This is a genomic window from Vibrio sp. CCB-PB317 (genome assembly GCF_022808245.1).
GTDB lineage: Bacteria > Pseudomonadota > Gammaproteobacteria > Enterobacterales > Vibrionaceae > Vibrio > Vibrio diabolicus.
In genome coordinates, this window is sequence record NZ_JALGNU010000003.1 from 999,087 (window position 1) to 1,021,907 (window position 22,821).

Genomic DNA, 22,821 nt, shown 5'->3' on the forward strand with positions numbered 1-22,821 from the left:
GGCCGCTTATGTTTGATAACGAATTCGACCAGTTAATGGAAGAGGTGGATAACACGGTTTCTGAAGCGTTTGGTGTTTGGGTGAAAGTCAATGGTGGAGAACCTATCAAAGCCATTTATGACGAATCCCTAAACCAGTTTGACGCTATGGCAGGCATCGCTCGAAAGCTGACATTGAAGAAAGCAGACAATGTCAGACCGAAGAAGGGAACACCTATCGAGTTCGTTTCCTCGGGCAGAAAGCTCACTGTCACCAGCGGCCCTTATCCAGAAGACGGAAATATTGTGGTGATCTTATGAATAGCATTGATCGGGAATTGGCGGTAGCCGTTAAAAACCTTTCTTCATTACAAAGTAACGCGGTACCGAAAGCCAGTGCAATGGCGATTAACCGTGTGGCTGCTCGAGCTGTTTCTCGGTCAGTGAAAGACACCGCAAAAGCCGTTCGTATCAAGCAAAAAGTTATTCGCCCTCGCGCGTCGATAACAAAAAAGGCCACAGGGAAAATGCCAGTGGCTTTTGTCAGAGTGCGCAGGTTCGATGTTCCTGCCATCTCTATCGATACGGCTAGAACCCAAATTCGGCGCAAGCGAGGGCAATACCAAATCAGCCGAGTTAACCGAGGCCGAAATGGTCGTTACCAAAAGCGAGAGTTATCCGGTAACACCGCCATTGTTGTCGGTCGGCACCGCTTCGAGAACGCCTTCTTACAAAAGCTGAAGAACGGTCGTTGGCACATCATGCAACGTGTCTCGGATGCAAGGCATCCCATCAAAGTGTGCAAGGTGCCAATCGTGAATGAAATCACCAAAGCATTTAAAAAGCACAGCGACGAGTTGCTTCGAACGGACATGAAAAAAGAGCTGTCCAGCGCGATGAAGCAACAAATCCGCTTGGTTATTCGCAGAGAGGTTGGTCGTGGAAATTAACAACGCCATACGCAAACAAGTCGTTGCTGATTTGAAAGCAGGGTTAGTCTATGAGACTGGCGAGTCAATCATCGCAACGTTTTTTAATGGCAACCCCAGATACATCGCGGTTCCCGAATTTGAAGCTGAAGAGAATGATACGGACATCCCTGCCATTTCAGTTTCGGTTTCTGAAGGTCAATGCGTTGAAGAAGATTTTGAAGAAATCACATGGCGCTCTGAGCTGACTATCAGAATCTACCTGGTTGCAGACAACAACACGGAGCAAGAGCTCGACGCATTAGGTGAAGAAGTTCTCAAGATCATCACCAAACACTACACCGCCAACGGTCTTCTCGACCTCTGTAATCGTCAATCGTTTGGATACGCACAAGACGAAGAACAGCCATGGGGAACGCTGGACTTGGCATTTACTATTGAATACACCGAAGAGGTTTAATCATGTCGGACCCAACTAAACCAATCAAAGGCGCTGGTACCACGTTCTGGCGTTTGAAAGATGCCGCCGAAATCCTGACTTCAGCTGATTATCTTGATGACGCAAAATGGGACAAATTAGGCGGTGTCAAAGAGATTCAACCAGGTGAAATTACCGTTGAAGATGAAGAAGACAACTACCTAGACGATCCAGACGCAGATTGGGCCAAAACAACACCTGGTCAAAAATCAGCAGGTGAGACCAATGTAACTTTGGTATGGAAGCCTGGTGAGCCAGGTCAACAACAACTAGTAGACGATATTGAAAACGATGTAGTCACTGAGTATCGAACTGTGTTCCCTAACGGAGCGGTCGATGCCTATTCAGGCTACATCAACTCATTGGGTAAAGCGGTAACGATTAAAGAGAAGGTTACCCGCACGGTTAAAATCAAAAACGTTGGCAAGCCAAAACTCGCTGAAATGATTTTGGCTGAACAAGCGCAGCCTGCTGAAGGGGGCGTTTAATCCATGGCTACATTTCTAAAGCAAAAGACGGTTCCTGTGGGTGACTGTGAAGTCACCATTACTCAGTTATCTGGCTTAGATAGGCTGAATTACATGGATTATTGTACAGAAATTCCCGATCCGAACCGACCAAAAGAACCAGCGGAAGATGCAAGCCAGGAAGAAAAAGAGCGTTACCTTCTTGATTTGAAAAAATACTCAAACGCTTGGCTCCGTATCAACTTCATGGCTCAGGCTCGCTTGGTCGCGTATGCCTATCGTGGTGATGTCGATGACATCGATGAGCGTCATCAGCAGGTCATGTCGATGATGACACCGCCGCAAGTTGAAACGCTTTATTTTGAGATAGCCGACTTTTCAGGGTTATCTACGCCAAAGGAATTGGATGCCATTGAAGGCCCCTCGGATGCCACCACTGATAGCGCTACAACGGAAGAAATGACAACTCAGGAACCCACCGACCCAAAAGTCTAATTCGGGATGAAATTGAGTTTGCCATGGACCTTGCCCGTGAGTTCGGGCAAGTCTGTTGGCGAACCCTGTTGGCTTCCATTAGCGGCGAAGCTGTTGTGGAGTGGCGTGAATACTTTTCAAAACACGGTTTTAAGCATCAGATGGACAACCTGCGTTTTGCCGTGACTTGTTCTTCAAACTGGAATGTCACTGCGATGGCCGCAGGCTGCAAGGACGAAAGTGTCTTTAGAAGCTACCAAGACTTCCTGCCAACTTTAGAACATCCCGAAGAAGAATCGAAAGAATACACCGAAGAAGAGCTGATGGCGTTGAGTGCGTCGGCAGGAGGAGTTCGCCTTGAGTGCCCAAATAGCTGATTTTAATATCCGCTTCAATACTGAAACCGCCAAGTTTCAGAAAGATGTGGATTACGCCAAAAAGATGCTGCGTGGCTACACCAAAGAAGCCAAAGCGGCGAACGACTCAAACCTATCATTAAGCCGCTCTTTAGAGCAAACCGCAGACCGTGCCAAAAACGCAGGTCGCGGCGTGTTAGATGCTGCAGGTTATGTCTCGGCAGGAATTGGTGCCGTGACAGGTGCCACGGCTTACCTCATTACGCAGCAGGCGCAACAAGCGCGTGAAATCGAAAAGATGGCCACTGTTGCTCAGGTATCGGTCCAGCAAATACAAGCCTTGGCGTATGCCTCTGAGCAATACAATATCAGCGGCGAAAACATGGCTGATATTCTCAAGGACGTGAACGATAAGCTGGGCGACTTTACCGAAAATGAAGGTGGTGAATTTGCTGACTTCATGGAGAACATCGCGCCAACAGTCGGACTGACCATTGAAAAGCTGCAAGAGCTGTCGGGTCCCGATGCGTTGATTGCCATCAAAACGGCGATGGACGAAGCCAACGTTCCAATGAAAAGCCAGATATTTTATCTGGAGAGTATCGCGAACGATGCCTCGGCTTTGATGCCATTGCTCGACAATCAAGGTCAAAAGCTCTTTGAGTTGACCAAAAAATACGACGACTTGAACGTCTCCATGTCGGAATATGACATTGAGAAATTCAAAGAGATGGACCAAAAGCTCACAGATGTTGGTCTTAAACTTCAACGTTCTTTTGCTAATGGCGTTCTAGGTGCTAGTGAGCAAATTGATTGGGTTACTAAAAAGTTAACCATCGCTATCGATTTTTGGAGTACCAAATTAGATAGCATGAGTGACGACCCTAAAACCGCTAGTGGTATTCTAAAGAAAAAGCATGATGCTCAGGATGATGCACGAACTGTAAGGATAGAGTTAGAAAGAGCACAAAAAGCTTTAGAGAGCTTGCAGGCAACAGAAAAGAGCGCTGAGGGAAATATTGAAGTTAAAGCTCGTATGGCTAACTCGCGATTTAGCGAAAAAGTCGAAAAAGCTGAAACGAAAGTAAATAAACTCAAGCAAGAATATGAGTCGCTATTAGAGACGGTAGATAAATACCATCGCCAGTATGAAGATGATGTTCTAGGTTTCAATAGAGATGGTAAAAGTGATAAACCACAATACCCAGAACAACCTCCAATAAGACCTCTAAAAAGCGACCCTAGTCTTGATCAAGCGCAGGCCTCTGGCGCATCGCGCCTAGCATCGCTTGATATGCAGTACGCGAGTGAGCGTGAAAAACTCATCTTAGCGCATGAGCAACGCTTGCGTGACATCGAAGAAATGCAGGTGTCTGAACAAGAGTTAAAGCGTCGTGGCTTTGATACTTTGGAAGCGTTAAAAGCCGAGTATCGTGACCGTGAGACAGAGTTCTATCTAAATGCAGAAAAGACGCGTAAAGATTTAGAAGATGATGCTTTGGAAGCATCAATCGAGTCTTTTGCTAAGAGTGAAGAAGCCAAAACCGAAAAGGCCAAAATCGAAGCTGAAAAACGGGCGTATCGTGAAGAGCGCTTGATGCAAGAGCGCGTTCGAGGCATGAGCAACTTCCTCGGTCAAATCTCTCAGCTGCAAAACAGTGAAAACAAAAACGCCGCTCGTATTGGTAAAACCGCAGCGCGTTTCCAAATCATGCTCAACGCTTATGAGTCAGCGTCAGCCGCCTATAAATCTTTGGTTGGAATTCCTTATGTTGGGCCTGGTCTTGCAGCTGCTGCCGCAGGCTCAGCAATGGGGTTTGGTTTATCCATGGCCAGTAAAGTCGATTCAATTTCGAACATGGCGCACAACGGGATATCTGAAGTTCCGATGTTGGGTGGTCGTATGGAATCCGACTGGACGTTAAAAGCAGGTGAGCGCGTTTATACCAACGAGTCCGCTAATCAAGTAGACCAAATGTATAGCGCAATCATGGCTATGCAGCGTCAGCGGTTTTCTATGAATGACCCGTCAATGGCCTACCAAAACCGCATGGCCGCGAACGGGAGCGGAGCCAGCGCCCAACCTTGGACCATCATTATTCATGAAGCCGAGCCTGGTACTCACGCAGAGATTGATGACGAGAACAAAGTCCTCAACATCATGATGAAGGATGCGCAAAGTGGTGGGAAATACTTTAGCTACATCTCTAAAACGCTTGGCGTTCAGCCTGGAGGATTCAAATAATGGCAACCGTCAAACCTGAAGTGTTGGCACAATTGAACCCGAACGTGATCCTTTACCCGTGCAAGTATTTTGGTAACGGTATTTTGCCGTTGCCAAAATCCAAAGGTTATCAGTATCAACATGGAAAAACGGTCATACGCTCAAAGATGGATTTGGGCTTGGCCACCATGCGTCGTCGCTCTCGCATAGCCCCTGCTGAATTTGTCTTACCATTCCGGTTCACCGGAGAGCAAAAAGAGGTATTCGAGAGCTGGGTATTCAATGAACTAGAAGCAGGCGTGGAGTGGTTCTATTTACCGCTTCGAACGGGCGACTACGACCTTGAAGTGCATAAGTGTCAGTTTACCGCCACACCAGGCGAGGACACCCCTTTTGATTATAAAGGTGGCCGCAAAGACTTTGGTTCCATTTGGGAGCTAAAAGCCAAAGTGCAAACCTTCCGCGCTTTAAAACTGGAGCGCTACACCGCTCGCGTACTTTCCCGAGACACTTTATCTGGCATCGAAAAGGCCGCTCAAGCCGCCGATAACGTGTTACTCAAACTGCCATAGCGAGGCAAACGTGATCATAGCAACGATTGAATATCAGCACCCCTCCTTACCAGGAGGGGTGCTCCGTTATGTGAAGGACGGAATTGACCTACATGCCGGAATTGAGTCAGGCGAGTGGGTGTGGTTCACAGCAGGCCAGTTTGCTTTTCAATTGCCCGACAAGGCTACCAAAGGGCAAGAAGCTCTCACCGTGGCCGCGCCCAATACCGACCTCACGCTCTCCAAGGCGATTGAAACCGCCAAGCGACACGAACCCGTGATTCCAGTCGTGAGCATTTACCGCGAATACGACACCGACGACTTGAGCAAGCCGCGCAACAAGCGAATTCGACTCACCATGTCCTCGGCCAAAATTACCACCATGACCGTGACCCTCACGAACTCATGGAAAGATTTGACCAACCGACGCTTCATGCGCCCGATTTACAACAACGTTACGCACCCAGGATTGATGTACATATGAGTAAACCATCCATGATTGCTTACTTTAAATCGCTGCCAGATGGTCACTTTCCGGTGGACGGCTGCGTCCTGCTTGTGCGTGAGGCATGGCAGCGTTTCTTGCACCTTGAAAACCTGCCCAAGCATATGGATCAGTTTGTCACACCAGACTACGCCCATGAGCTGATTGATGGCTATCAAGGCCAGTTAATCGAACCCATTCAAAAGCCAGAGCATCTGTGCATGGTCGCCGCCTCTGGTAAAGGCAAATGGCATTGCGGCGTTTTCTCCGCCGAGCAAATGCCAGGTTATGTCATCCATACCCTTGGCTGCACCGTCAAGATTGAACCGTTAAACCAGTTCCGCCGCCGATTTGATACCGTGGAGTTTTATAGTCATGCCACACATTGTCGAGTTTCAACATCCGATTCGAAAGGATAAACGCAAGGTTCACACCGTCGGTGCTGGCACTTGCTTGTCGGATTGGCTAGAAAAACACTTCCCAAACCAAACCTTCAATGCCACTTTAAATTTTAACCGGCTCGATGATTTAAATGTGATCATCAGCGAGCGTGATGTGGTGAGTATTCGCCCTAAAATCGGCTTTGGTGTGGATTGGCTTGTCTATGCTGCGTTGGCCCTGTCTGCGGCCTCTGCCGTCTACATGTACATGAACATGCCAGACATGAGCGGCAACCAGAACACCAAGCAAGCCAGCTCGGTGTACAACTACAATGGCCAAGGCAACAAGCCAAAACTTGGCAACCCCGTTCCAGTTCGTTATGGGCGCATGCCGCATTACCCTGACATCATTGCACCGGATTGGTGGGAGTACGAAAACAACGAGCAGTATTACTACCAGACCTTTTCTCAGGGCATTGGCAAGTTTCTTTACCACCGACACGTTATTGGTGAAACGGAAATCAAACCAGACAACCCCGACATTGAAATCCGAGAATATAAGCCTGGTGAAGTGGTGGATCATTTCCATCACATCGTCTGGACTTCCAAAGAGGTCGGTTCATCCGATGGCCAAGGCGGCTTAAAGCTCGATGGCGTGACCTCGGATTGGGTCGCAGAGACCAGCAGCAACGAAGCGCGTTTTCGTGGCAAGGTAGTCGAGCTATGGTCTAACTACAGCATTCATATGGGCAATGGTGATTACACCTCCACTATGCGCCGAGATAAGTGGCCGTGGGATGCGGGTCAGCATGTGGTCATTACTTCCACATCCAAAGACAGTCTCTTTTTTGAGGGTAATATCCACTTTCATGATATGGGCGATGATGGAGACGTTATCGACCCTGAAGAGCTGCCGGACGAAATTGAAAACCCGCTGGGTTGGGGTACGTTGGCGCACAATGACCGTATTGTGATCACTGGCGCAGGTGTCAACTCGGGCACCTTTATCGTCACCGCTTTTCGCCCTGGTAATCGTATTCGAGTAAAGACCGATGGTGGAACCGAAGTCACGCGATTTCAGCCTATGAGTAACGTGTATGTACGCATATACCAAGCCGTGGGAAACGATGGTACTTATGTGTGTAAAGACAGTAACGGTACCTTAGCTTTGGTGGACTCTGCCACATTGGAAGAAGTGGTCGATTGGACAGGCTTCACCACGATTGATAGTCCTAGTGCGGAAATATCGGTATTAGAACGGGATCGAGAAGCCGAATGGGTCGGTGACTTTCTTAGTGTGCCAAGCAATGCAACCGCGCTTGATGTGGGGTTGGATTTTATCTTCCCTCGCGGCCTTGGCACCATGAACAAAAATAGCAATATTGTTGCTAGAACATGTGAATGGCAAGTGCGTGTCAGGCCAGAGGGCACGAATCAGGCTTATCAAACTCATAAGTTAACCCTGACAAAAGGCGATAACACGCCGCAGCGCATCACCGTTTGGTTGAAAGAGGCGATGGGATTAACACCAGGGCGTTGGGAAGTGGGCTGTCGTCGTCTGAGCACCGTCACCAAAGCGACTAAAGTGTTTGATGAAGTGCAGTGGATGGGGCTGAAGTCCGTCATTCAGGAAACCTATACGAATGAAAAAGAGTCCATCATCACGCTGAAAATCAAAGCCACTAACTCGCTCAGTCAGCAGGCCAATAGCCAATACTGGAATGATTCAACGCGCATCCTGCCTGTTCACCAAGACGACGGCAGTTATGTAGAAGAGCCAACTCGTTCCATTGCGGATGCGGTCATTGATGCTTGCCGCAATGATGTGTACGGGGCAGGACTAGAAGACGATGCCATTGACCTAGATACCTTGCTGGCTTACCGAGATAAATGGGAATCGCGAGGTGATAAGTGTGATGGCCTATTTGACCAACCGACCACGTTTTGGGAAGCGCTACGTAGGCTACTCGAAACGGGACGCGCTTACCCACGCATCGAGCTTGGCACGGTCAGCATGTGGCGCGATGAGCCAAGAGAGACGCTGTGCAAACCATACTCCCCCGTGAACATGACGCCAGACAGCTTTTCTGTCGACATCGACATGGTGAAGGAAGATGACTACGACGGCGTCGAAGTCGAGTGGTTCAATCCTCAGTCAAGAAAATCTGAAACCTTACTGTGCACCTTGCCAGGGCAGAACGGCTACAACCCGAACCCACTTAAGCTGAACTTTGTCACCAACGAAGAGCAGGCCAAAAGGGAAGGGCTATTCCATGCTGCCGTTCAAGCCTACCGCCGCACTAACATCGACTTCACCACGGATATGGATGGATGGGAATCGAACTATGGTGATGTGATTCCGGTGGCGCACGATGCGGTGAGCTGGGGCGCGTCGGGGCAGGTGATCGAAACGCTAAACGCCGCCGATGGCAATCAATACCTGCAGCTTTCTGGACTGTTGGAATGGGAACCAGGCAAGCAGCATTATTTGCTGTTTAACCGAGGCAACAAAGGAACGCATGGCCCGTACCGAGTCGAGCCGACTGAGGCGCCAGATATTGTCATTCTGGTCGATGAGCCAACCGAAAAGATCATCGCCGTGGGTGAAAAGGGCAAAAAGCCAAGCGAATACATGTTTGGCCAAGCCGACACCATGTATAAGAAATGCATCCTGCAGCAAGTCAAACAAAAAGGGGAGTTCGAGGTCGGCTGCGCCGCTATCGAAGACGACCCTCGCGTGGATGCCTACGCATAAACTCAAGCACTCAATGCCCAGCCATCGCGCTGGGCTTTTTTTATGAGGTTTATTCATGACCCAGAATATTGAACAACGCACATTAGCCGCAACGAACACGATGGAAGGAGCAGCCAAAACCGTTGATGAAATTGCGCACCAAGACAAAGACGTTCAAACGCCAGTTGGGACGAGAAAGTCATTTCCTAAAATTGCACGTGAAGCAGATGAAGGGTTTTATAACCAACGTCAAACCCATGAGCAAGAGTTCCAAAATCGATGGTCAATTTCTCAACAAGCCATTGTTTGGCAACCTCTTACTTTAATCTCTGACTCTCTTCAACGTTACAGCGTTGGCACTGTCGGTGAGGCGGATTACAAAGAATATTTACCCACTCCAGATAAGCTTCCGTTCACTACCAGTGCGACAATTGCCGAAGATTTAGCGCAAGGAAGGTGGTTAGAGAATGGTGTGCCATCTAAAGATCTTGTGAACAAAATTGCGGGTAAAGTGGGCGATAGTATTCTTGGAGGGCTAACGTGGCCGCCAGAGCCTGACAAAAGCGCAAAAGTGGGCGATGTCGTCAATGAGGGAACAGAGTTTTTGCGTGTGCAATATACAATTTATCCTCTTACCGGAATCGCCAGCGGTGAGCTGACTGAGTTAAATCTTATTGCAAAACCTTATTACACAGTTATTGGTGGCCAAAAGTTTTGGCTACTGAATCAACGTTACTTCGATAGGTTTGCCATTGACATCCGCGCGTTCTGGCCAGTGGCAGATAAAGTAACCGATGATAGTGAACCATGGTTAAGGGCATTAGAGTATTGCACTGAAAATAATATTCTTTTACGGGGCGATGGTGAATATGCAGTTTCCCAGCCTTTGAGTGGCTCTTGCCCAATGGCGCTTCATCGCTGCGTGCTTCACTATCCAGAGGGCTTCTTAGGCACTGCATTTACTATAGGGGAGGACGGCAATGATGACCGAAACGCCAACTCAGAATTTAAAGCTCCAAAGATACTGGCTAAAAAAAGTAATGCAGGTTGGCTTGTTGAAAACATCGGTATCTATTGCAAAAACTTATATACGTCGGATGTGTTTTTGCCTCAGGTGGAGCACTTTAAACATGGCGTGCGTTGTGAGGGCGTTGATACAGGTAATGTTTACAATCGATACTACCTTGGCAGGATCGTAAACAACCAAGTTAACCTAGAGCTCTGGCAGGGCCCTGGTACGGGGTGGTGTAACGAAAATAATTTTTTCGGCGGTAGGCTTGCGTATTATTCCGCAGAGCCAGCTGGCCAAGTTGGAACTAAGCAAATCCATCTCAGAGCTGAGCCAAGCGAAACGAATCCAAACAACGGCCCAAACAACAACCGCTTCTTTGGTGTTTCTGTTGAGGGGCATATTCATGAAGTGACGGTTGAGATCGATGAAACGTGCTCTTACAACATATTCCAAGGGCTTCGATATGAAGGTGAAGGGCATAAAGTTGTCATAAACGGCGATAGAAACTGCTTCTTCTACGGGTACGGTCTGTCCAATGTCACCATTGAAGACAACGGAAATCGCAATGATATCTTTAATGACCAATATCGAGAGTTTAATGGCTCTGACCCTGATGCGTGTATTAAGGTTCGAAATCAATACTCTGATAATGTATCTGCGGTTTCGGTCTATAACCTAGCGAAGCAAAAAGTTATCGATGTCATGGGTAACGGTTCGATAGGGTGCAAAAATGGTGCTTCTCAGCACCACAAGTTTAGAATGACACCCAGTGGCTTGATGTCAGGGGATGGCTCTGTAGAGCCAGAATACTTCCTTCGTGACTGGGGCCAATACATGAGATTTGTTCGTCCTTTCAAGATTGAGTCTGGTTTTTCATTCTTTGATCGAGCACCTGTTGAAGTTAAGCCAACAGTAACAGGAGCTAAAGGTGGGAACGAGGCGCTGGATAGTTTATTGAAAGCACTACACTCGTATGGCCTGATTGATAATCAAACTACTTAGTAAACCGAAAGAGTCACGGCATCCGCCCTGGCTCTTTTTTTGTAAATAGAGGAAATGACATGAAGCGAATTTGGTCGCTGTTTATGCGCGTCCTGTTGGCGCTGAACATGTTTGTGTTGCACTTGCTTACTGGTCAGTCTGATCTCACGATTAGCGGTTGGAGTTACATCCGCGTGCGACAAGGTAAGCGCTCGCCCATCAAGTTTGTTGATTGGCTGTTCTTGAAGCTATTTAAGCAGGAGGACCACTGCCGAAAGGCATTTGAATGGGAGCTGAGCGAAGCGCGCAAGTTTTACTATGACCACCGGTCATACCTATAGATTATTACTAGCTATATTGTAGGTAGTTCAATATAGCCCTATACAAATGAGGGTATTGCTAATAACTTTATTATTTTGTTTGGTTTTTTGGGACGTTTATTAGATGTTCGCTCGGATAAGAAAGACACATCCGATATGAGAAACAGTAAAATTCGTATCCTCAAGTTTGAATTAAAGAGAGCATGAACTAGTATTTCATTAGTTGCAGATAGGTAGGCGCAACTTTTTGTCAATTAATAAAAGGCTAGCACCATGAAACTACCTATATACCTGTCATTATTTATTGTCACTTTGTCTACTCCACATTTAGCTCAAGCAAATAACTCATGCGATACCTTAATTGAGCATGGCATAAACAACATAACTACTGAACGAAGTGCAGATCATGCAATGGCATATAAATGGCATAGTAGCTGCGGACTTGATTTCCAAAGTGCTTCAAATCAAGACATTCACAAAGCAAGTGTTACTGTGTTCGGAAAGTGGGGAGGAAGCGGCAGTAGCAACATGAATTCTGACCGTAAAAAACTTCAAACTTGGTGTAATGAAAATCAAGAGTTTGCTGAAAATCGTGCTGATTTGTTTACTGAAGCCCAGGTTGTAAGTAAGCCTGCTTTAGACGCCTTTACAAGTTGTATTGAAATGGCCCGAAAAAATATTCTAATTTCATTTACAGCAAGTAGTGAACACAGTGAAACAGTAGCTATATCTGTTGATTCTACGCATGATGGTACTTTGAAATTTTATGGTGTTGATACAAAGAACTACGATTGCAAAGTTAGTATGGAAATTAATGGTCAAGAAGTTGATCCCAATAGTCAGCCATCAATTAGAAATTCAAATATACATATGGTTTGTTCCCGAAATAAACCCATCACAGTTGAAAAAGAAGGAGTGGGAACATTATTATACGACTCCGCTTTTATATCTGTAAATACGAGTGGACCATCGTTACCGCTTATGTTTAATAAAGTGGTGGATACATATGTTGTAACCCCTCCGAAATCAGTAATTGCGTTCAATAATGTAGAGTGTCCACCTGGATGGGAACTTTTTCAACAAGCTGAACATCGGTTTATTCTTGGGGCAGGTAAAAAAGAAAAACTTGGAAGTTTAGGAGGCTCTGAATTTCATACTCATTCAGTGGAAGAAATGCCTAAGCATAGTCATGGATATCGTAATTCTATGGTTGCAAGCTCAAATCATGAGGGGAAACCTGAGTTTGAAAGATATTCGGGTCTAAAGGGTACAGAATTTAAAGGTGATGCTAGTCCGACTCTATATCACGTCTCATCAGAAACCAAAGAAATAGGGGCAGGAAAACCGCATAAATCATTGCCTCCTTATCTAGCACTAACATACTGTCAAAAACTATAGTTAAGTGTTTTAAGTGATTAAACGGCCACCTCTTGGTGGTCATTTTTTATGATTTTTTGGCAACTCATTCCATATTCCAGCCGTAGCTTTATCAGTTCGGTACGTTCTATCTAGAAATTCGACTGCATGTTCATTTTCGGAGACTAGTAGGTTAGGAGGCACTTTACTTTTAGCGCTTCCAACGTTGGATCATAAAGATGTACGAAATTCGGTAAAAGGTTACTGATAGTTGCGAGAAATGGGGCAGATTTGGGGCAATAGTCGGGCTATTTAAGCATGCAATTTTGAATATTTATGATTTCTTAAGATCATGTAAGAATAGAGAAGGAGTACTACTATGTAATGCAGTTTGGTTTAGTTTATTGATTTATATTGGTTTGTTTTGATTTCAACAATTGCGATGTACTTTTGTGGTGGACACGATGAATCGAAGTATAGATTTGGGTGGTTTTTACATCGGTGTGACCAAGCTGCTCTTGTACTGTTCTAATGTCAGCACCAGACTCCAATAAATGTGTGGCAAAGCTGTGCCTGAGTGTATGGCATGTTACTGTTTTCTCGATACACGCATCCGTTGCAGCGCGCTTTACCGCTCTTTGTATTGCACTTTCATTGATATGATGCCTTCTGAGCTCTCCGGTGTCCCGATCTGTACTTAACTTTGTTGATGGGAATAAAAAGTGCCAGTTAAAATCTAGCTCCGCTTTTGGGTATTTACGTCGTAAACCTTCAGAGATGTATACACCCGCATAACCAGGCATGTGTCTATCTTTAAAATAGTAATCTCTTGCTAAATTAACCTGAGCTTTAAGCGGCTCATGTAGCTCTTTTGCTAACGTTACGGTACGATTTTTACCTCCTTTTCCTTGCCAAACACGAACTGCGCCATAATCATAATCGATGTCCTGAACTCTTAAGCGCAAACACTCCATGACTCGAAGCCCTGAGCCATAAAGCAACTGAATATGGAGTTTATACCTCGGGTCGATATGTTGAACGAATCGTCGGATCTCCTCCCTAGTTAATACAACGGGAAGTTTCTTTTCGGTCAGGGATTTCTGAAATCTCATATCAAGTGATAGTGGAGTTTTGAAATAATCACGATATAAAAATGATATTGAGTTTAGTGCCAAAGCTTGCGTTTTTACCGCAACTTTTTCTTTTACTGCTAAGTAACTCAGGAACTGAACGACATCATCTTCTGCTAGTGTCGAAGGGTGTGCAAGCTGGTGGAAAGTGATAAAGCGTTTTATCCAAAATAGATAACTTTCGATGGTTTTATTCGCATAATGACGAGTAAGCATGTGCTCTTTTACACTAAGTAAAAACTGACTTTTCATGATAAAAAATGACCTGTTTATTTATACAGCTCCCTTAATCTATCACCTCTTTTGTAATTAGCGTGTATTGCGCCGTCTAATTGCGCGCGCGACCACACATATTCATACTGTTTTTCTATTTGTTTCATGCATATAGGTGCTACGATTTATAGCGCTTTTGATCAGAAAGAGGGCGGTAGCTTGCCAGAAAGGAGGCAAATTGCCGTATAGAAAGCGTTATAAAACCGAGTGCAATCTACAAAGTTAAGAAGCCTGAAATAATATTAACTTACCAATACCACATGATTCAGATTTATTTTAGATAAAAATAAGGACTACATATATTAAAGTTGTTGCTTACTCGCAAAAATGCCTATAAATTTAGTGTGTGCAATATTAAGATATTGATTTATATCAATTTTGGTTTGGCGTCTTTAGCTTGTTTATATTGATTAACCATTGTTGATATAAATTTTTTTGTTAGCCCTCGTTATTAAACTATAAGGTATTAGTGATGATTAAAGTAACGTTCTCAGCTGTGAATTCCGGTAATCATGGAGCCCCAGCTGATCTATTGGAAAAAACTTACAGTGATGCAACAAGTTTGACTCATCTACCGTCAGAGGGTGAAGAGATAATTATCCAGTGGGGAGAGGTCTTAGAACAAAGCTCAACATTTGTCGTTGAAAAGGTTAGTAAATCTTTTTGGAATGATTCTGATCATGTACAGATCTGGGTTAAAGACATCGAGTAACTTGTAAGGTTTTATAACAAAGCATTTAAGAGTGATTCCCAACGCTTGGCATTTTTAGTTCAAGGTTGGGTTTCGTGTTTACGGTGTAATGTTTTAGGTATGGTGGTGGCGTTGCTCACACCTTAATGCGGCGTTAGTTGCCAACGAGGAAAACGTACCTAAAACAGAATGTTTAGGGCTAATGTCCGCGTGTTTTTAGCTAGGTTTTCGTAATTCAATTTCTAGTTATTTGGGTTTGTGAAAATCGAGCGTTGGTTTCTTTTGTGGTTGGATTTTCTGTTTCAGAAACTGGTTTATATGTTGAAAGTTAGCTGTGTAACATTGTCTGTCCAAAGGAGCTTTTTGGTGTTGTTAGCCCGTTTTCTACGGCGCTGTTTGTTCCAAGTGGTTTCAGTGAGAGACGCTTTAAAACTACGCCTGATTTTAGTTTTTCAAAGCATGTAAAAACAGTGTAGGCAAAGCGGTAATCAACTCCAAACCTAAGCCTTGGGTTTGGCAACTAACAAAGCATTCAAGAGGGATTCACAACGCTTGGCAGTTTTGGTTCAAAGTTCAGCTTAAGTGTTTATGGCACAATGTTTTAGGTTGGGTGGTGGCGTTGTTCACCCCTTAATGCGGCGTTATAGCGCTCGATAAAATTGAATATGGGTGGTCATGGATAATATCGAAAAAGAGCTTTATCAAGCAGCAATAGAACTAGTAAATATGCGATATCCTTCTGGTTGGGGTGGTGCTGCGGCTGTTAGAACAGAGTCAGGAAAAATATTAACAAGCATTGCTCCTGATACTAAAAACGATGCTCTTTCACTATGCATGGAAGTGGGAGCGTATTTAGAGGCTCACAAACTCAATGAGCGAGTGACCCACTCATTATGCCTGTATCGTGAAAACGAGAACGATGAGTTTCTAATCTTGTCACCATGCGGAGTTTGCCAAGAGCGCCTCGTCCACTGGGGTGGGGATGTCAAAGCAGCAATTACGACTCCAGAGAATGCATTGGTTTTCAAAACTATACGCGAATTAATGCCTCATCATTGGTCACTTGTAAACGGCAAAGCGCTATAACAAACTGTTTAAGAGTGATTCGCAACGCGTGGCACTTTTACTATGCGTTGTATGTAGTGTTTAAGGTGGTATGCGGGAACTTCGGTAATGCGTTGCTCACACCTTAACAGGGCGTTAAATTCTTGAGGGTTTATGAGAGCATTTCGAAATGTATCAAAAGGGGTGCAGGGGAGCCTCAAATCACTTTATTCCGCTCTAGACAATAAAACGAACGAGAGCATTGAAGATTGGCAATGTGTTGCAATCACTGTGTTCGATCATTGGTTAACACGAGAAGAGTTTGAGCAATATTTTACTAATCGTTCGTTAGACCAACAAGCCGATATCGACCTGCGTTGGCATTTGTTTCATCGTCTTCTAGCGGAGGACGTTTCGTGTTACCAGTACAAATATAGATCTGTTAGTCGGTTGATATTTAAGGAGCCAAGAAACAGTTCTTTGTTTGTCCGCCGTTTATCTAGGTTTTCAGTTACGGATGCTGATGCTTTGCAGCTCGTAATTCCAGAATATCGGGCTGTTTTCGTACAAGGTTATGACGATACATGTTCTCTTTACTTTGAGTGTCGAGAGTCTGTAAAGCCTCTACTCCATGAAATTAGAAAGTTGGGCATGTATACGTTAGAACGAATTTAACAAACTGTTTAAGAGTGATTCGCAACGCGTGGCATTTTTACTATGCGTTGTGTTTAGTGGTTAAGGTGGTTTGCGGAAGCATCGGTATTGCGTTGCTCACACCTTAACAGGGCGTTATGCAGCAAAGGAGTATTATGAAAGAGTATGTCGCAGTGATAGCAGCTGTAGTCGCTGGGGTGTTCACCATTATCTCAGCAATTACAATGTGGAAATTAACACATCGAACAAGTGAAATAGCGCGTGAACAAGCAACGGCAGATGCTAAGTTTAACGAGAAAAAGGCACTGTATGTACGAACTCATGAGTTGTATGAAAGTGCAATCAAGTGTACTAAAAACTACGAAAGCAATAACTTGTCAGAGGCATTTAGTAAATTAACTGCCGAAATTAACCTTATCGCTTCAAGAGATGTCGCCAAGCAATATTTCTATGTCGCTGATCTATTTCAAGATTGGATGCCTCTGTATTTCAAAGCATTTCCTGCGCCACAAAAAATAGGTGATCAAGCTTATATCACAATCCAATCTCCTGATCCGACGCTAAAGTACAAACAACCTGAAAAAGAAGCGTATGATAAATTTTATAGCAGTTACGAAGAGCTGATAAAGTTAATGCGTGTGGAACTAGCAGCTGCATAACAAGGCGTTTAAGAGGGATTCACAACGTTGGCACTTTCAGTTTGAATCAGTTTTAGTGTTTACGGCACAATAGGTTAAGTTCGGTGGTGGCGTTGTTCACCCCTTAACGCGGCGTTATGCGCTAGTGCATTTAAATATCGAGGGATATATGGATAATGAACTACCAAAAGCGATGGTATTGAAAACAATAGATGGTAGACATGTGGGTTTCATGTTGTTAGCTCCCAATTCAGGCGAGTCGGGGGAATGTGTTTTCAGTTTATCTGCGTCATCTGCAGAGGTAATCGATAGCAATTTAGGTGTCGTTCTATCTGAGCTTAAAGTTTCTGGCGAGCATAAATACGTAGTGGAAACCATAAAAGATGGGTACTTAATTAATATTGCACCAATAGGCCTACCTAATGTTCAAGTTCAGCTTAATAATCAGTTCTCCGGAGATATAGTTACTGATATTGAAGGACGAGTCGCTTGTATTGGAACAGCTGAATTAGTGGAGCAAAGCGCATAACAAACTGTTTAAGAGTGATTCGCAACGCGTGGCATTTTCACTATGCGTTGCTTTTAGTGTTTAAGGTGGTGTGCGGAAGCGTCGGTATAGCGTTGCTCACACCTTAACAGGGCGTTATGTGTTTCTAGATATCGAGAGTTTTGTATATGAAAGAGTTTAAGCCTGGTTTTAGGTTGTCTAAACCAGATGTTCTTATTCTTATATTAGGGGTTTTGGTTTCTTGCTGGTTGTATCGTATTGCACTTGATGCAAGTCTCGTGGTTGTGTTTGTAATTGGTCATTTCTTCTTGTTTTGCAACGTATTCCGCTTTTCGCGTGCGCCAGAGCTAATATGGGCTGCAGTATTTGTTACTCTCGTTGGGTTTAGCCAAAAATGCTACACCATGAGTATTTTGTACATATTTGCTGTTCAAGTATTTGTAACGATATTGCTAATTGTGCTGGAGCTGCGTAAACCAAGTTATCACGGGGTTTTCTGGCAAAGAGTAAATCCAAATTTAAAGTCTTGGTTCAAGTCCCAAAACACATAACAAAGCGTTCAAGAGGGACAGTCAACGCGTGGCGAGTTTGGCTCAAATCTTGGCAACTGTGTTTATGGTGGTAAATTGAAGTTTAGTGGCAACGCGTTGCTGCCCCTTAACGCGGCGTTAGCATACTTTGATAGGAGTTCAGATGGCTACGATAGTCGAACAAATTGTTAATCGTGAAATTGACTCGGTCATCGTGTACGAATCTGATCAAGTTATAGCTTTTGCAGACCATGATCCAATCAACTTTGGGCATATTTTAATTTGTCCTAAGACTCAATACCGTACATTCATTGACCTGCCTGAGTCTGTGTTTTTTGAGATCACCGACGTTGCAAGAGATTTATATAAACGTATAGAAGCTAAGTTCAATCCCGATGGTATCGGCTTTATGCAAAACAATGGAGAGGCACCTCATTTCAACGAGCTCGATCATTACCATTTGCATATTTTCCCTAGGTTTCATGGCGACCAGTACGGTTGGGTTAGTAGTGAACTTGGAATTCAAACTATGGATAAACTAAGAGAATCACTTAAAGATCTATGAGCATTGAAAAAGTATGCTAACAAATTGTTCAAGAGTGATTCGGCACGCGTGGCATTTTAACTATGCGTTGGTTTTGGTGGTTAAGGTGTTATGCGGAAGCATCGGTATTGCGTGCCTCACACCTTAACAAGGCGTTAGTTTGCAAGAGGAAAAACGCAGCTGTATCACAAGACCTAGTGGGAAAAGCTCAAAGTCGAAATTGTTGTATCGGCGTTCAATTTCAGTGTTAATTTGTGTGGTCAAAGTCCAAATCAGGCACCGCTTGATTTATTCTTTGGTGCGGCGAGTTTTGGGTTAACTGAGTTAAACTTTTTTGTTGAAACTCTGCTCGTTGAGTTTGTCTCTACAAAAGCCGATTTGCTCGCTGAAGTAACGCTTTCTCTGGTGTGGTAAGTTCCACATGGTTTCAGTGGCTTTGTTGAAAGTCCGCACTGTGAGATTGGTTTTCCAAAAGCGTTTTTTGGTGTTGTGAGTTCGGTTTCTGCCACGTTGTTTGTTCCAAGTGGCTTCATTGAATAGCCGCTTCGAGACTAAGCCTGACTTAAGTGCATCAAAGCACATAAAGCTTATTGTTTTCAAAATTTAAAATAACGTAAAATCAACTCCTTGGGTTTGCAAACTAACAAACTGCTCAAGAGGGGTTCGCAACGCGTGGCATTTTCACTATGCGTTGATTTTTGTGATTAAGGTGGTTTGCGGCGGCTTTTGTATTGCGTTGCTCACCCCTTAGCAGGGCGTTATGCCTTTTGGAGGGAAAATGAAAAATCTGCAAGAATTGGTCCTAAATTTTCGTCGTGTAATGGAGTGTTTAAATCCGTCCGATTTTGTAGGAACGTCCCTGTCTGTGAGTAAGTTTCCTTCTGCTTGTTGTGATGACTCCTCTCAGATTTTAGCCGCGTATTTAACCGATAATGGTTTTTCTGGTGCGGCATTAATTCGTGGGGAATACGGTGGAAAAAGCGAAGAGTTACATTCTCATGTTTGGCTCGATTTAGATGGCTTTAAAATAGACGTAACTGCAGACCAATTTAATAAAAGAGGCTATGACAATCCATCAGTAATAATCGCACAGGAAAACGAGTTTCTAGAGACTTTTGAAACAACGAACGATGGTATTGCTGATTTTCGTATTCACTTAAAAGGCTACTCTGACCCTGGCTTAGAAAGTGACTTTGAATCTTGCTACAAGGTAATATTGTCGCACTTATCAGCACAGGCATAACAAACTGTTCAAGAGGGATTCGCAACGCGTGGCATTTTTACTATGCGTTGGTTTTAGTGTTTAAGGTGGTATGCGGCGGCTTTGGTATTGCGTTGCTCACCCCTTAACAGGGCGTTAGGCAAATAGAGGCTAGTATGAAGAAAGAAGAATTATTAATCTTAAAAAGAAAACTTCGTAAGAAAATGGCTAATAAAAATGGTAGTAAAAGAATACAGCGAAAACTCAAAAAATTAGTACGTGTGTCGCAAGAAGAGCTAGTTCGTAAAAGTAAAAAAGAAATGTCCGATCAACCTGTTCCCGCTAGGCGCGATACAAATAGATCAAAGGTCACTTTTCTAGAATTGGTGTTCCCACCTATTTCAAATCAAGAGGCTGTTTGGCTGAAGGATGAGCCTGCAGCAGAATACATGAAGCAAAGTGATTTTTACATGATAGGAGCTAAGGCAAAATCTCATTTCGAGGCTTATAGCTTTAATGAAACCGATATGATTTTGTCATTTGATTTGTTTATAAATGGCGAAAAACGCTCAGAGTGTTCACTTTCCATAAATGAATTGAGTGCAGTTAAAAGCTCGGAACACCAAAATATAGGTGTAGCTTGTGGAGATTGGGGTATTAATGTGTTCTATGAACAGGACGGTGAGCAATACCTCCTAGAGTACTTTTCACCAGAGACAATTTTATGGCATCGTTCACGAGAAGCTTCAGGAGTTTATGGCTTAGATAATTTTGAAGAACTATTTGTTTACGACTTGCTGTACGTTGGAATAGCTAAAAAAGGTGACAGTTATGAAAGACTCATTAAAAAAGGCCACCAAAAGCGGATGGAGATCTTGGCGAATGAACCTCAGCGTTTTCCGGGTGCTCGAGTTAGTGACGAAACCTTCCTTTTCTTGTATAGACTAGAGCCATTATTCATAACTCAATTTGGCGCAAACGAAGATAACTTTGACTTGTCTTTTGACTATGATCACAAGCGGATAGTCGCAGACGCTGAAAAAGCTTTCGTTAATTTGCTAAAGCCGAATTACAATTCTATCCAGTTCACTCAATATCCTAAAGGTGCTGATGGTTTGTATGATTCAAAGCTGGATACCTACACATACTCTTTAGGGGAAGCCATTACTTTCAATACTCCACACGGCAAGTTTCGAGGCGGGAGAGACCTGCATTTAGGCGGTTTAAGCAATAAATCTGATTTCATCTCTGTCGATAAAGAGTCAGTTAAGCAGTTTGTTGCAGGCGAAGATTTCGAGAGAGGATAATTTGCCTAACAAACTGTTTAAGAGTGATTCGCAACGCGTGGCATTTTTACTATGCGTTGCGTTTAGTGTTTAAGGTGGTATGCGGGAACTTCGGTAATGCGTTGCTCACACCTTAACAGGGCGTTATGCATCAAAAGGAGTCAAGTATCAAAGATATATTTGCAATATTTTCGTACACAATGCTTTTAGGTATTAGCTCTATATTTGGTTTTATGAATATGGTTGGAGAAATGGGGCTAGCTATTCTAGCCGGCTCTATCGGCCTAGCTTTTGCCAATATAGATAAAATTTCGAAGTTTAAAGGTGCTGGTTTTGAAGCAGAGATGTGCAAAACAGTTTTACATAAGCCAACGGGAATAGTACACAAACTGGCGGAAGACGGTAAAACTACTAGCTGTGGTGTGGATTTACAGACTAACCCTAAAGAGTGGGCAGCATCTACAGAAAAAGTCACTTGTACTCACAACGGTTGCAAAAATGATGCATAACAAATTGTTCAAGAGTGATTCGGCACGCGTGGCACTTTTACTATGCGTTGGTTTAAGTGATTGAGGTGGCATGCGGAAGCATCGGCATTGCGTGCCTCACACCTTAACAAGGCGTTAGCTTACAGTCTGAAAAAGCAAACTCATATAGCTAATGTTAGGTAGGGCATATCGTCAAAATGAGCAATCTGATTGGCAAATATTTTAGTTGTATCTTCGGTGATAATTAACATTTTTAGCAGTCATTTTTATTCTGTGTGGGCGTGACTTTACTTGGTCTTGGTTTGTTGGTGGCAATTTCAGTTCCGCCTCTGCTTCATTCATGGCTAAGTTTTGCACTTGAAAGTAGCAAATCCAATACGAGCCTTGGTGGGTGAAGTTCCGTGAGTCTCCACGCTCGGCGGTTTGGCTAAGCTCAAGTTAATACTAAGTTCATCGCCTGAAGTTCTCGGCTATGTTTATAATCTCGACTTCACGTTTAATGTCAAAATAAGTTGTTGTTTTAGTTTGGAATGCTCGGTAAGTAATAAGCTAACAAAGCGTTAAAGACGGATTCGCAACGCGTGGCATTTTTCGTTTGCTTTGGCTTTAGTGTGTACGGCACAATGTTTTAGGTCGGTGGTCTGCGTTGCTCACCACTTAACGCGGCGTTATGCAGCAAGGAGAATTATGAGACAACAGTATCATTTTCGAAGCTCAGATGAAGGGCTGCTATCGTGGGATGTTTTCCGGCTAATTGAACTAGCTAAAGATTTGCCAGTTATCGAAATCTCTCTAGCTGACATCAGTGAATTAGACGAAGAATTTTGGTTCGAGCTAGGTGGTGCAAAACCAACGTGTAGAAATATTATAGAGCACACGAAACTCATCCAAAAAGCTGATTTATCATACCCAATCATTTTGTGTCATAAAGGCAGGGTAATGGATGGTATGCACAGAGTGTGTAAAGCAGTGTTACTTGGTCACGATACAATCCGTGCCGTAATGTTTCCTCAATATCTAGCTCCCGATTATGTTGGTATTGAAGCTGATGAATTACCGTATTAGAAAGCTGCATAACAAACGCTTTAAGACGGATTCGCAACGCTCGGC

The 22,821-nt window shown here is 44.0% G+C and carries 27 protein-coding genes; 26 read left to right on the forward strand and 1 reads right to left on the reverse strand.

Annotated elements, in window-relative coordinates; genetic code table 11:
- Positions 1-8: 8 nt before the first annotated feature.
- The 14 genes from MTR11_RS21835 to MTR11_RS21900 all read left to right on the forward strand — a co-directional run bounded on the left by MTR11_RS21835 (position 9) and on the right by MTR11_RS21900 (position 12,766).
- Positions 9-299, forward strand: coding sequence for a head-tail joining protein (locus MTR11_RS21835; protein ID WP_243328389.1), 291 nt, complete (start codon positions 9-11; stop codon positions 297-299).
- On the forward strand, positions 296-928 hold the full coding sequence (locus MTR11_RS21840; RefSeq protein ID WP_171343091.1) for a phage tail protein: 633 nt from the start codon (positions 296-298) through the stop codon (positions 926-928). The genes MTR11_RS21835 and MTR11_RS21840 overlap by 4 nt, the downstream gene beginning before the upstream one ends.
- Positions 918-1,367: a phage minor tail U family protein gene (gene gpU / locus MTR11_RS21845; RefSeq protein WP_243328390.1), complete on the forward strand. Its 450-nt coding sequence runs from the start codon at positions 918-920 to the stop codon at positions 1,365-1,367. The genes MTR11_RS21840 and gpU overlap by 11 nt, the downstream gene beginning before the upstream one ends.
- A gap of 2 nt (positions 1,368-1,369) precedes the next feature.
- A complete protein-coding gene (locus tag MTR11_RS21850) occupies positions 1,370-1,873 on the forward strand; it encodes a phage tail tube protein (RefSeq protein ID WP_193278567.1) in 504 nt (167 codons plus the stop codon).
- A gap of 3 nt (positions 1,874-1,876) precedes the next feature.
- Positions 1,877-2,347, forward strand: coding sequence for a phage minor tail protein G (locus tag MTR11_RS21855; protein WP_243328391.1), 471 nt, complete (start codon positions 1,877-1,879; stop codon positions 2,345-2,347).
- 23 nt (positions 2,348-2,370) lie between these two features.
- A complete protein-coding gene (locus MTR11_RS21860; RefSeq protein WP_054729851.1) occupies positions 2,371-2,703 on the forward strand; it encodes a phage tail assembly protein T in 333 nt (110 codons plus the stop codon).
- The gene (locus tag MTR11_RS21865; protein WP_243328392.1) at positions 2,684-4,927 is read left to right on the forward strand and encodes a hypothetical protein; all 2,244 of its coding nucleotides are present in this window, start codon (positions 2,684-2,686) and stop codon (positions 4,925-4,927) included. The genes MTR11_RS21860 and MTR11_RS21865 overlap by 20 nt, the downstream gene beginning before the upstream one ends.
- Positions 4,927-5,478 carry a hypothetical protein gene (locus MTR11_RS21870; protein ID WP_213893792.1) on the forward strand — a complete coding sequence of 184 codons (552 nt, stop codon included), beginning with the start codon at positions 4,927-4,929 and terminating at the stop codon, positions 5,476-5,478. The genes MTR11_RS21865 and MTR11_RS21870 overlap by 1 nt, the downstream gene beginning before the upstream one ends.
- A 10-nt stretch (positions 5,479-5,488) precedes the next feature.
- Complete coding sequence (locus MTR11_RS21875; protein ID WP_225472820.1) at positions 5,489-5,941, forward strand: DUF1833 family protein; 453 nt, start codon at positions 5,489-5,491, stop codon at positions 5,939-5,941.
- Entirely contained in the window at positions 5,938-6,360 is a 423-nt protein-coding gene (locus MTR11_RS21880) for a hypothetical protein (RefSeq protein WP_243328393.1), read from the forward strand. The genes MTR11_RS21875 and MTR11_RS21880 overlap by 4 nt, the downstream gene beginning before the upstream one ends.
- The gene (locus tag MTR11_RS21885) at positions 6,317-9,076 is read left to right on the forward strand and encodes a host specificity factor TipJ family phage tail protein (protein ID WP_243328394.1); all 2,760 of its coding nucleotides are present in this window, start codon (positions 6,317-6,319) and stop codon (positions 9,074-9,076) included. Before MTR11_RS21880 ends, MTR11_RS21885 begins: the two co-directional genes overlap by 44 nt.
- A gap of 55 nt (positions 9,077-9,131) precedes the next feature.
- On the forward strand, positions 9,132-11,069 hold the full coding sequence (locus tag MTR11_RS21890) for a hypothetical protein (RefSeq protein WP_243328395.1): 1,938 nt from the start codon (positions 9,132-9,134) through the stop codon (positions 11,067-11,069).
- A 59-nt stretch (positions 11,070-11,128) separates the two neighbouring features.
- A complete protein-coding gene (locus MTR11_RS21895; RefSeq protein WP_243328396.1) occupies positions 11,129-11,389 on the forward strand; it encodes a hypothetical protein in 261 nt (86 codons plus the stop codon).
- A 252-nt stretch (positions 11,390-11,641) separates the two neighbouring features.
- Positions 11,642-12,766, forward strand: coding sequence for a hypothetical protein (locus MTR11_RS21900; protein WP_243328397.1), 1,125 nt, complete (start codon positions 11,642-11,644; stop codon positions 12,764-12,766).
- A 359-nt stretch (positions 12,767-13,125) separates the two neighbouring features.
- Here MTR11_RS21900 and MTR11_RS21905 read toward each other — a convergent pair whose 3' ends face one another.
- Positions 13,126-14,106, reverse strand: coding sequence for an integron integrase (locus MTR11_RS21905; RefSeq protein WP_243328398.1), 981 nt, complete (start codon positions 14,104-14,106; stop codon positions 13,126-13,128).
- A 493-nt stretch (positions 14,107-14,599) separates the two neighbouring features.
- Between MTR11_RS21905 and MTR11_RS21910 the strand changes: the two genes are divergently transcribed.
- The 12 genes from MTR11_RS21910 (at position 14,600) to MTR11_RS22005 (ending at position 22,776) form a co-directional block, all read left to right on the forward strand.
- A complete protein-coding gene (locus tag MTR11_RS21910) occupies positions 14,600-14,839 on the forward strand; it encodes a hypothetical protein (RefSeq protein WP_062867248.1) in 240 nt (79 codons plus the stop codon).
- A gap of 654 nt (positions 14,840-15,493) precedes the next feature.
- The gene (locus tag MTR11_RS21915; protein WP_025630327.1) at positions 15,494-15,904 is read left to right on the forward strand and encodes a cytidine deaminase; all 411 of its coding nucleotides are present in this window, start codon (positions 15,494-15,496) and stop codon (positions 15,902-15,904) included.
- Positions 15,905-16,036: 132 nt separating this feature from the next.
- A complete protein-coding gene (locus MTR11_RS21925; RefSeq protein ID WP_020838873.1) occupies positions 16,037-16,537 on the forward strand; it encodes a hypothetical protein in 501 nt (166 codons plus the stop codon).
- A gap of 134 nt (positions 16,538-16,671) precedes the next feature.
- Complete coding sequence (locus tag MTR11_RS21935) at positions 16,672-17,175, forward strand: hypothetical protein (protein WP_086582412.1); 504 nt, start codon at positions 16,672-16,674, stop codon at positions 17,173-17,175.
- 148 nt (positions 17,176-17,323) lie between these two features.
- Positions 17,324-17,683, forward strand: a complete 360-nt coding sequence (locus tag MTR11_RS21940; protein WP_243328399.1) for a hypothetical protein — start codon at positions 17,324-17,326, stop codon at positions 17,681-17,683.
- A gap of 146 nt (positions 17,684-17,829) precedes the next feature.
- Complete coding sequence (locus tag MTR11_RS21950) at positions 17,830-18,213, forward strand: hypothetical protein (RefSeq protein ID WP_243328400.1); 384 nt, start codon at positions 17,830-17,832, stop codon at positions 18,211-18,213.
- 142 nt (positions 18,214-18,355) lie between these two features.
- On the forward strand, positions 18,356-18,757 hold the full coding sequence (locus MTR11_RS21955) for an HIT family protein (RefSeq protein ID WP_005537025.1): 402 nt from the start codon (positions 18,356-18,358) through the stop codon (positions 18,755-18,757).
- A 231-nt stretch (positions 18,758-18,988) separates the two neighbouring features.
- Positions 18,989-19,150 carry a hypothetical protein gene (locus tag MTR11_RS21965; RefSeq protein WP_243328401.1) on the forward strand — a complete coding sequence of 54 codons (162 nt, stop codon included), beginning with the start codon at positions 18,989-18,991 and terminating at the stop codon, positions 19,148-19,150.
- A 364-nt stretch (positions 19,151-19,514) separates the two neighbouring features.
- A complete protein-coding gene (locus tag MTR11_RS21975) occupies positions 19,515-19,979 on the forward strand; it encodes a hypothetical protein (protein WP_029842504.1) in 465 nt (154 codons plus the stop codon).
- Between the two features lie 134 nt (positions 19,980-20,113).
- Positions 20,114-21,244 (forward strand): hypothetical protein, encoded by a 1,131-nt coding sequence (locus MTR11_RS21985; protein WP_243328402.1) that lies wholly within the window; start codon positions 20,114-20,116, stop codon positions 21,242-21,244.
- A gap of 125 nt (positions 21,245-21,369) precedes the next feature.
- The gene (locus MTR11_RS21995; RefSeq protein WP_243328404.1) at positions 21,370-21,732 is read left to right on the forward strand and encodes a hypothetical protein; all 363 of its coding nucleotides are present in this window, start codon (positions 21,370-21,372) and stop codon (positions 21,730-21,732) included.
- Positions 21,733-22,398: 666 nt separating this feature from the next.
- On the forward strand, positions 22,399-22,776 hold the full coding sequence (locus MTR11_RS22005) for a hypothetical protein (protein WP_104973972.1): 378 nt from the start codon (positions 22,399-22,401) through the stop codon (positions 22,774-22,776).
- Positions 22,777-22,821 lie beyond the last annotated feature (45 nt).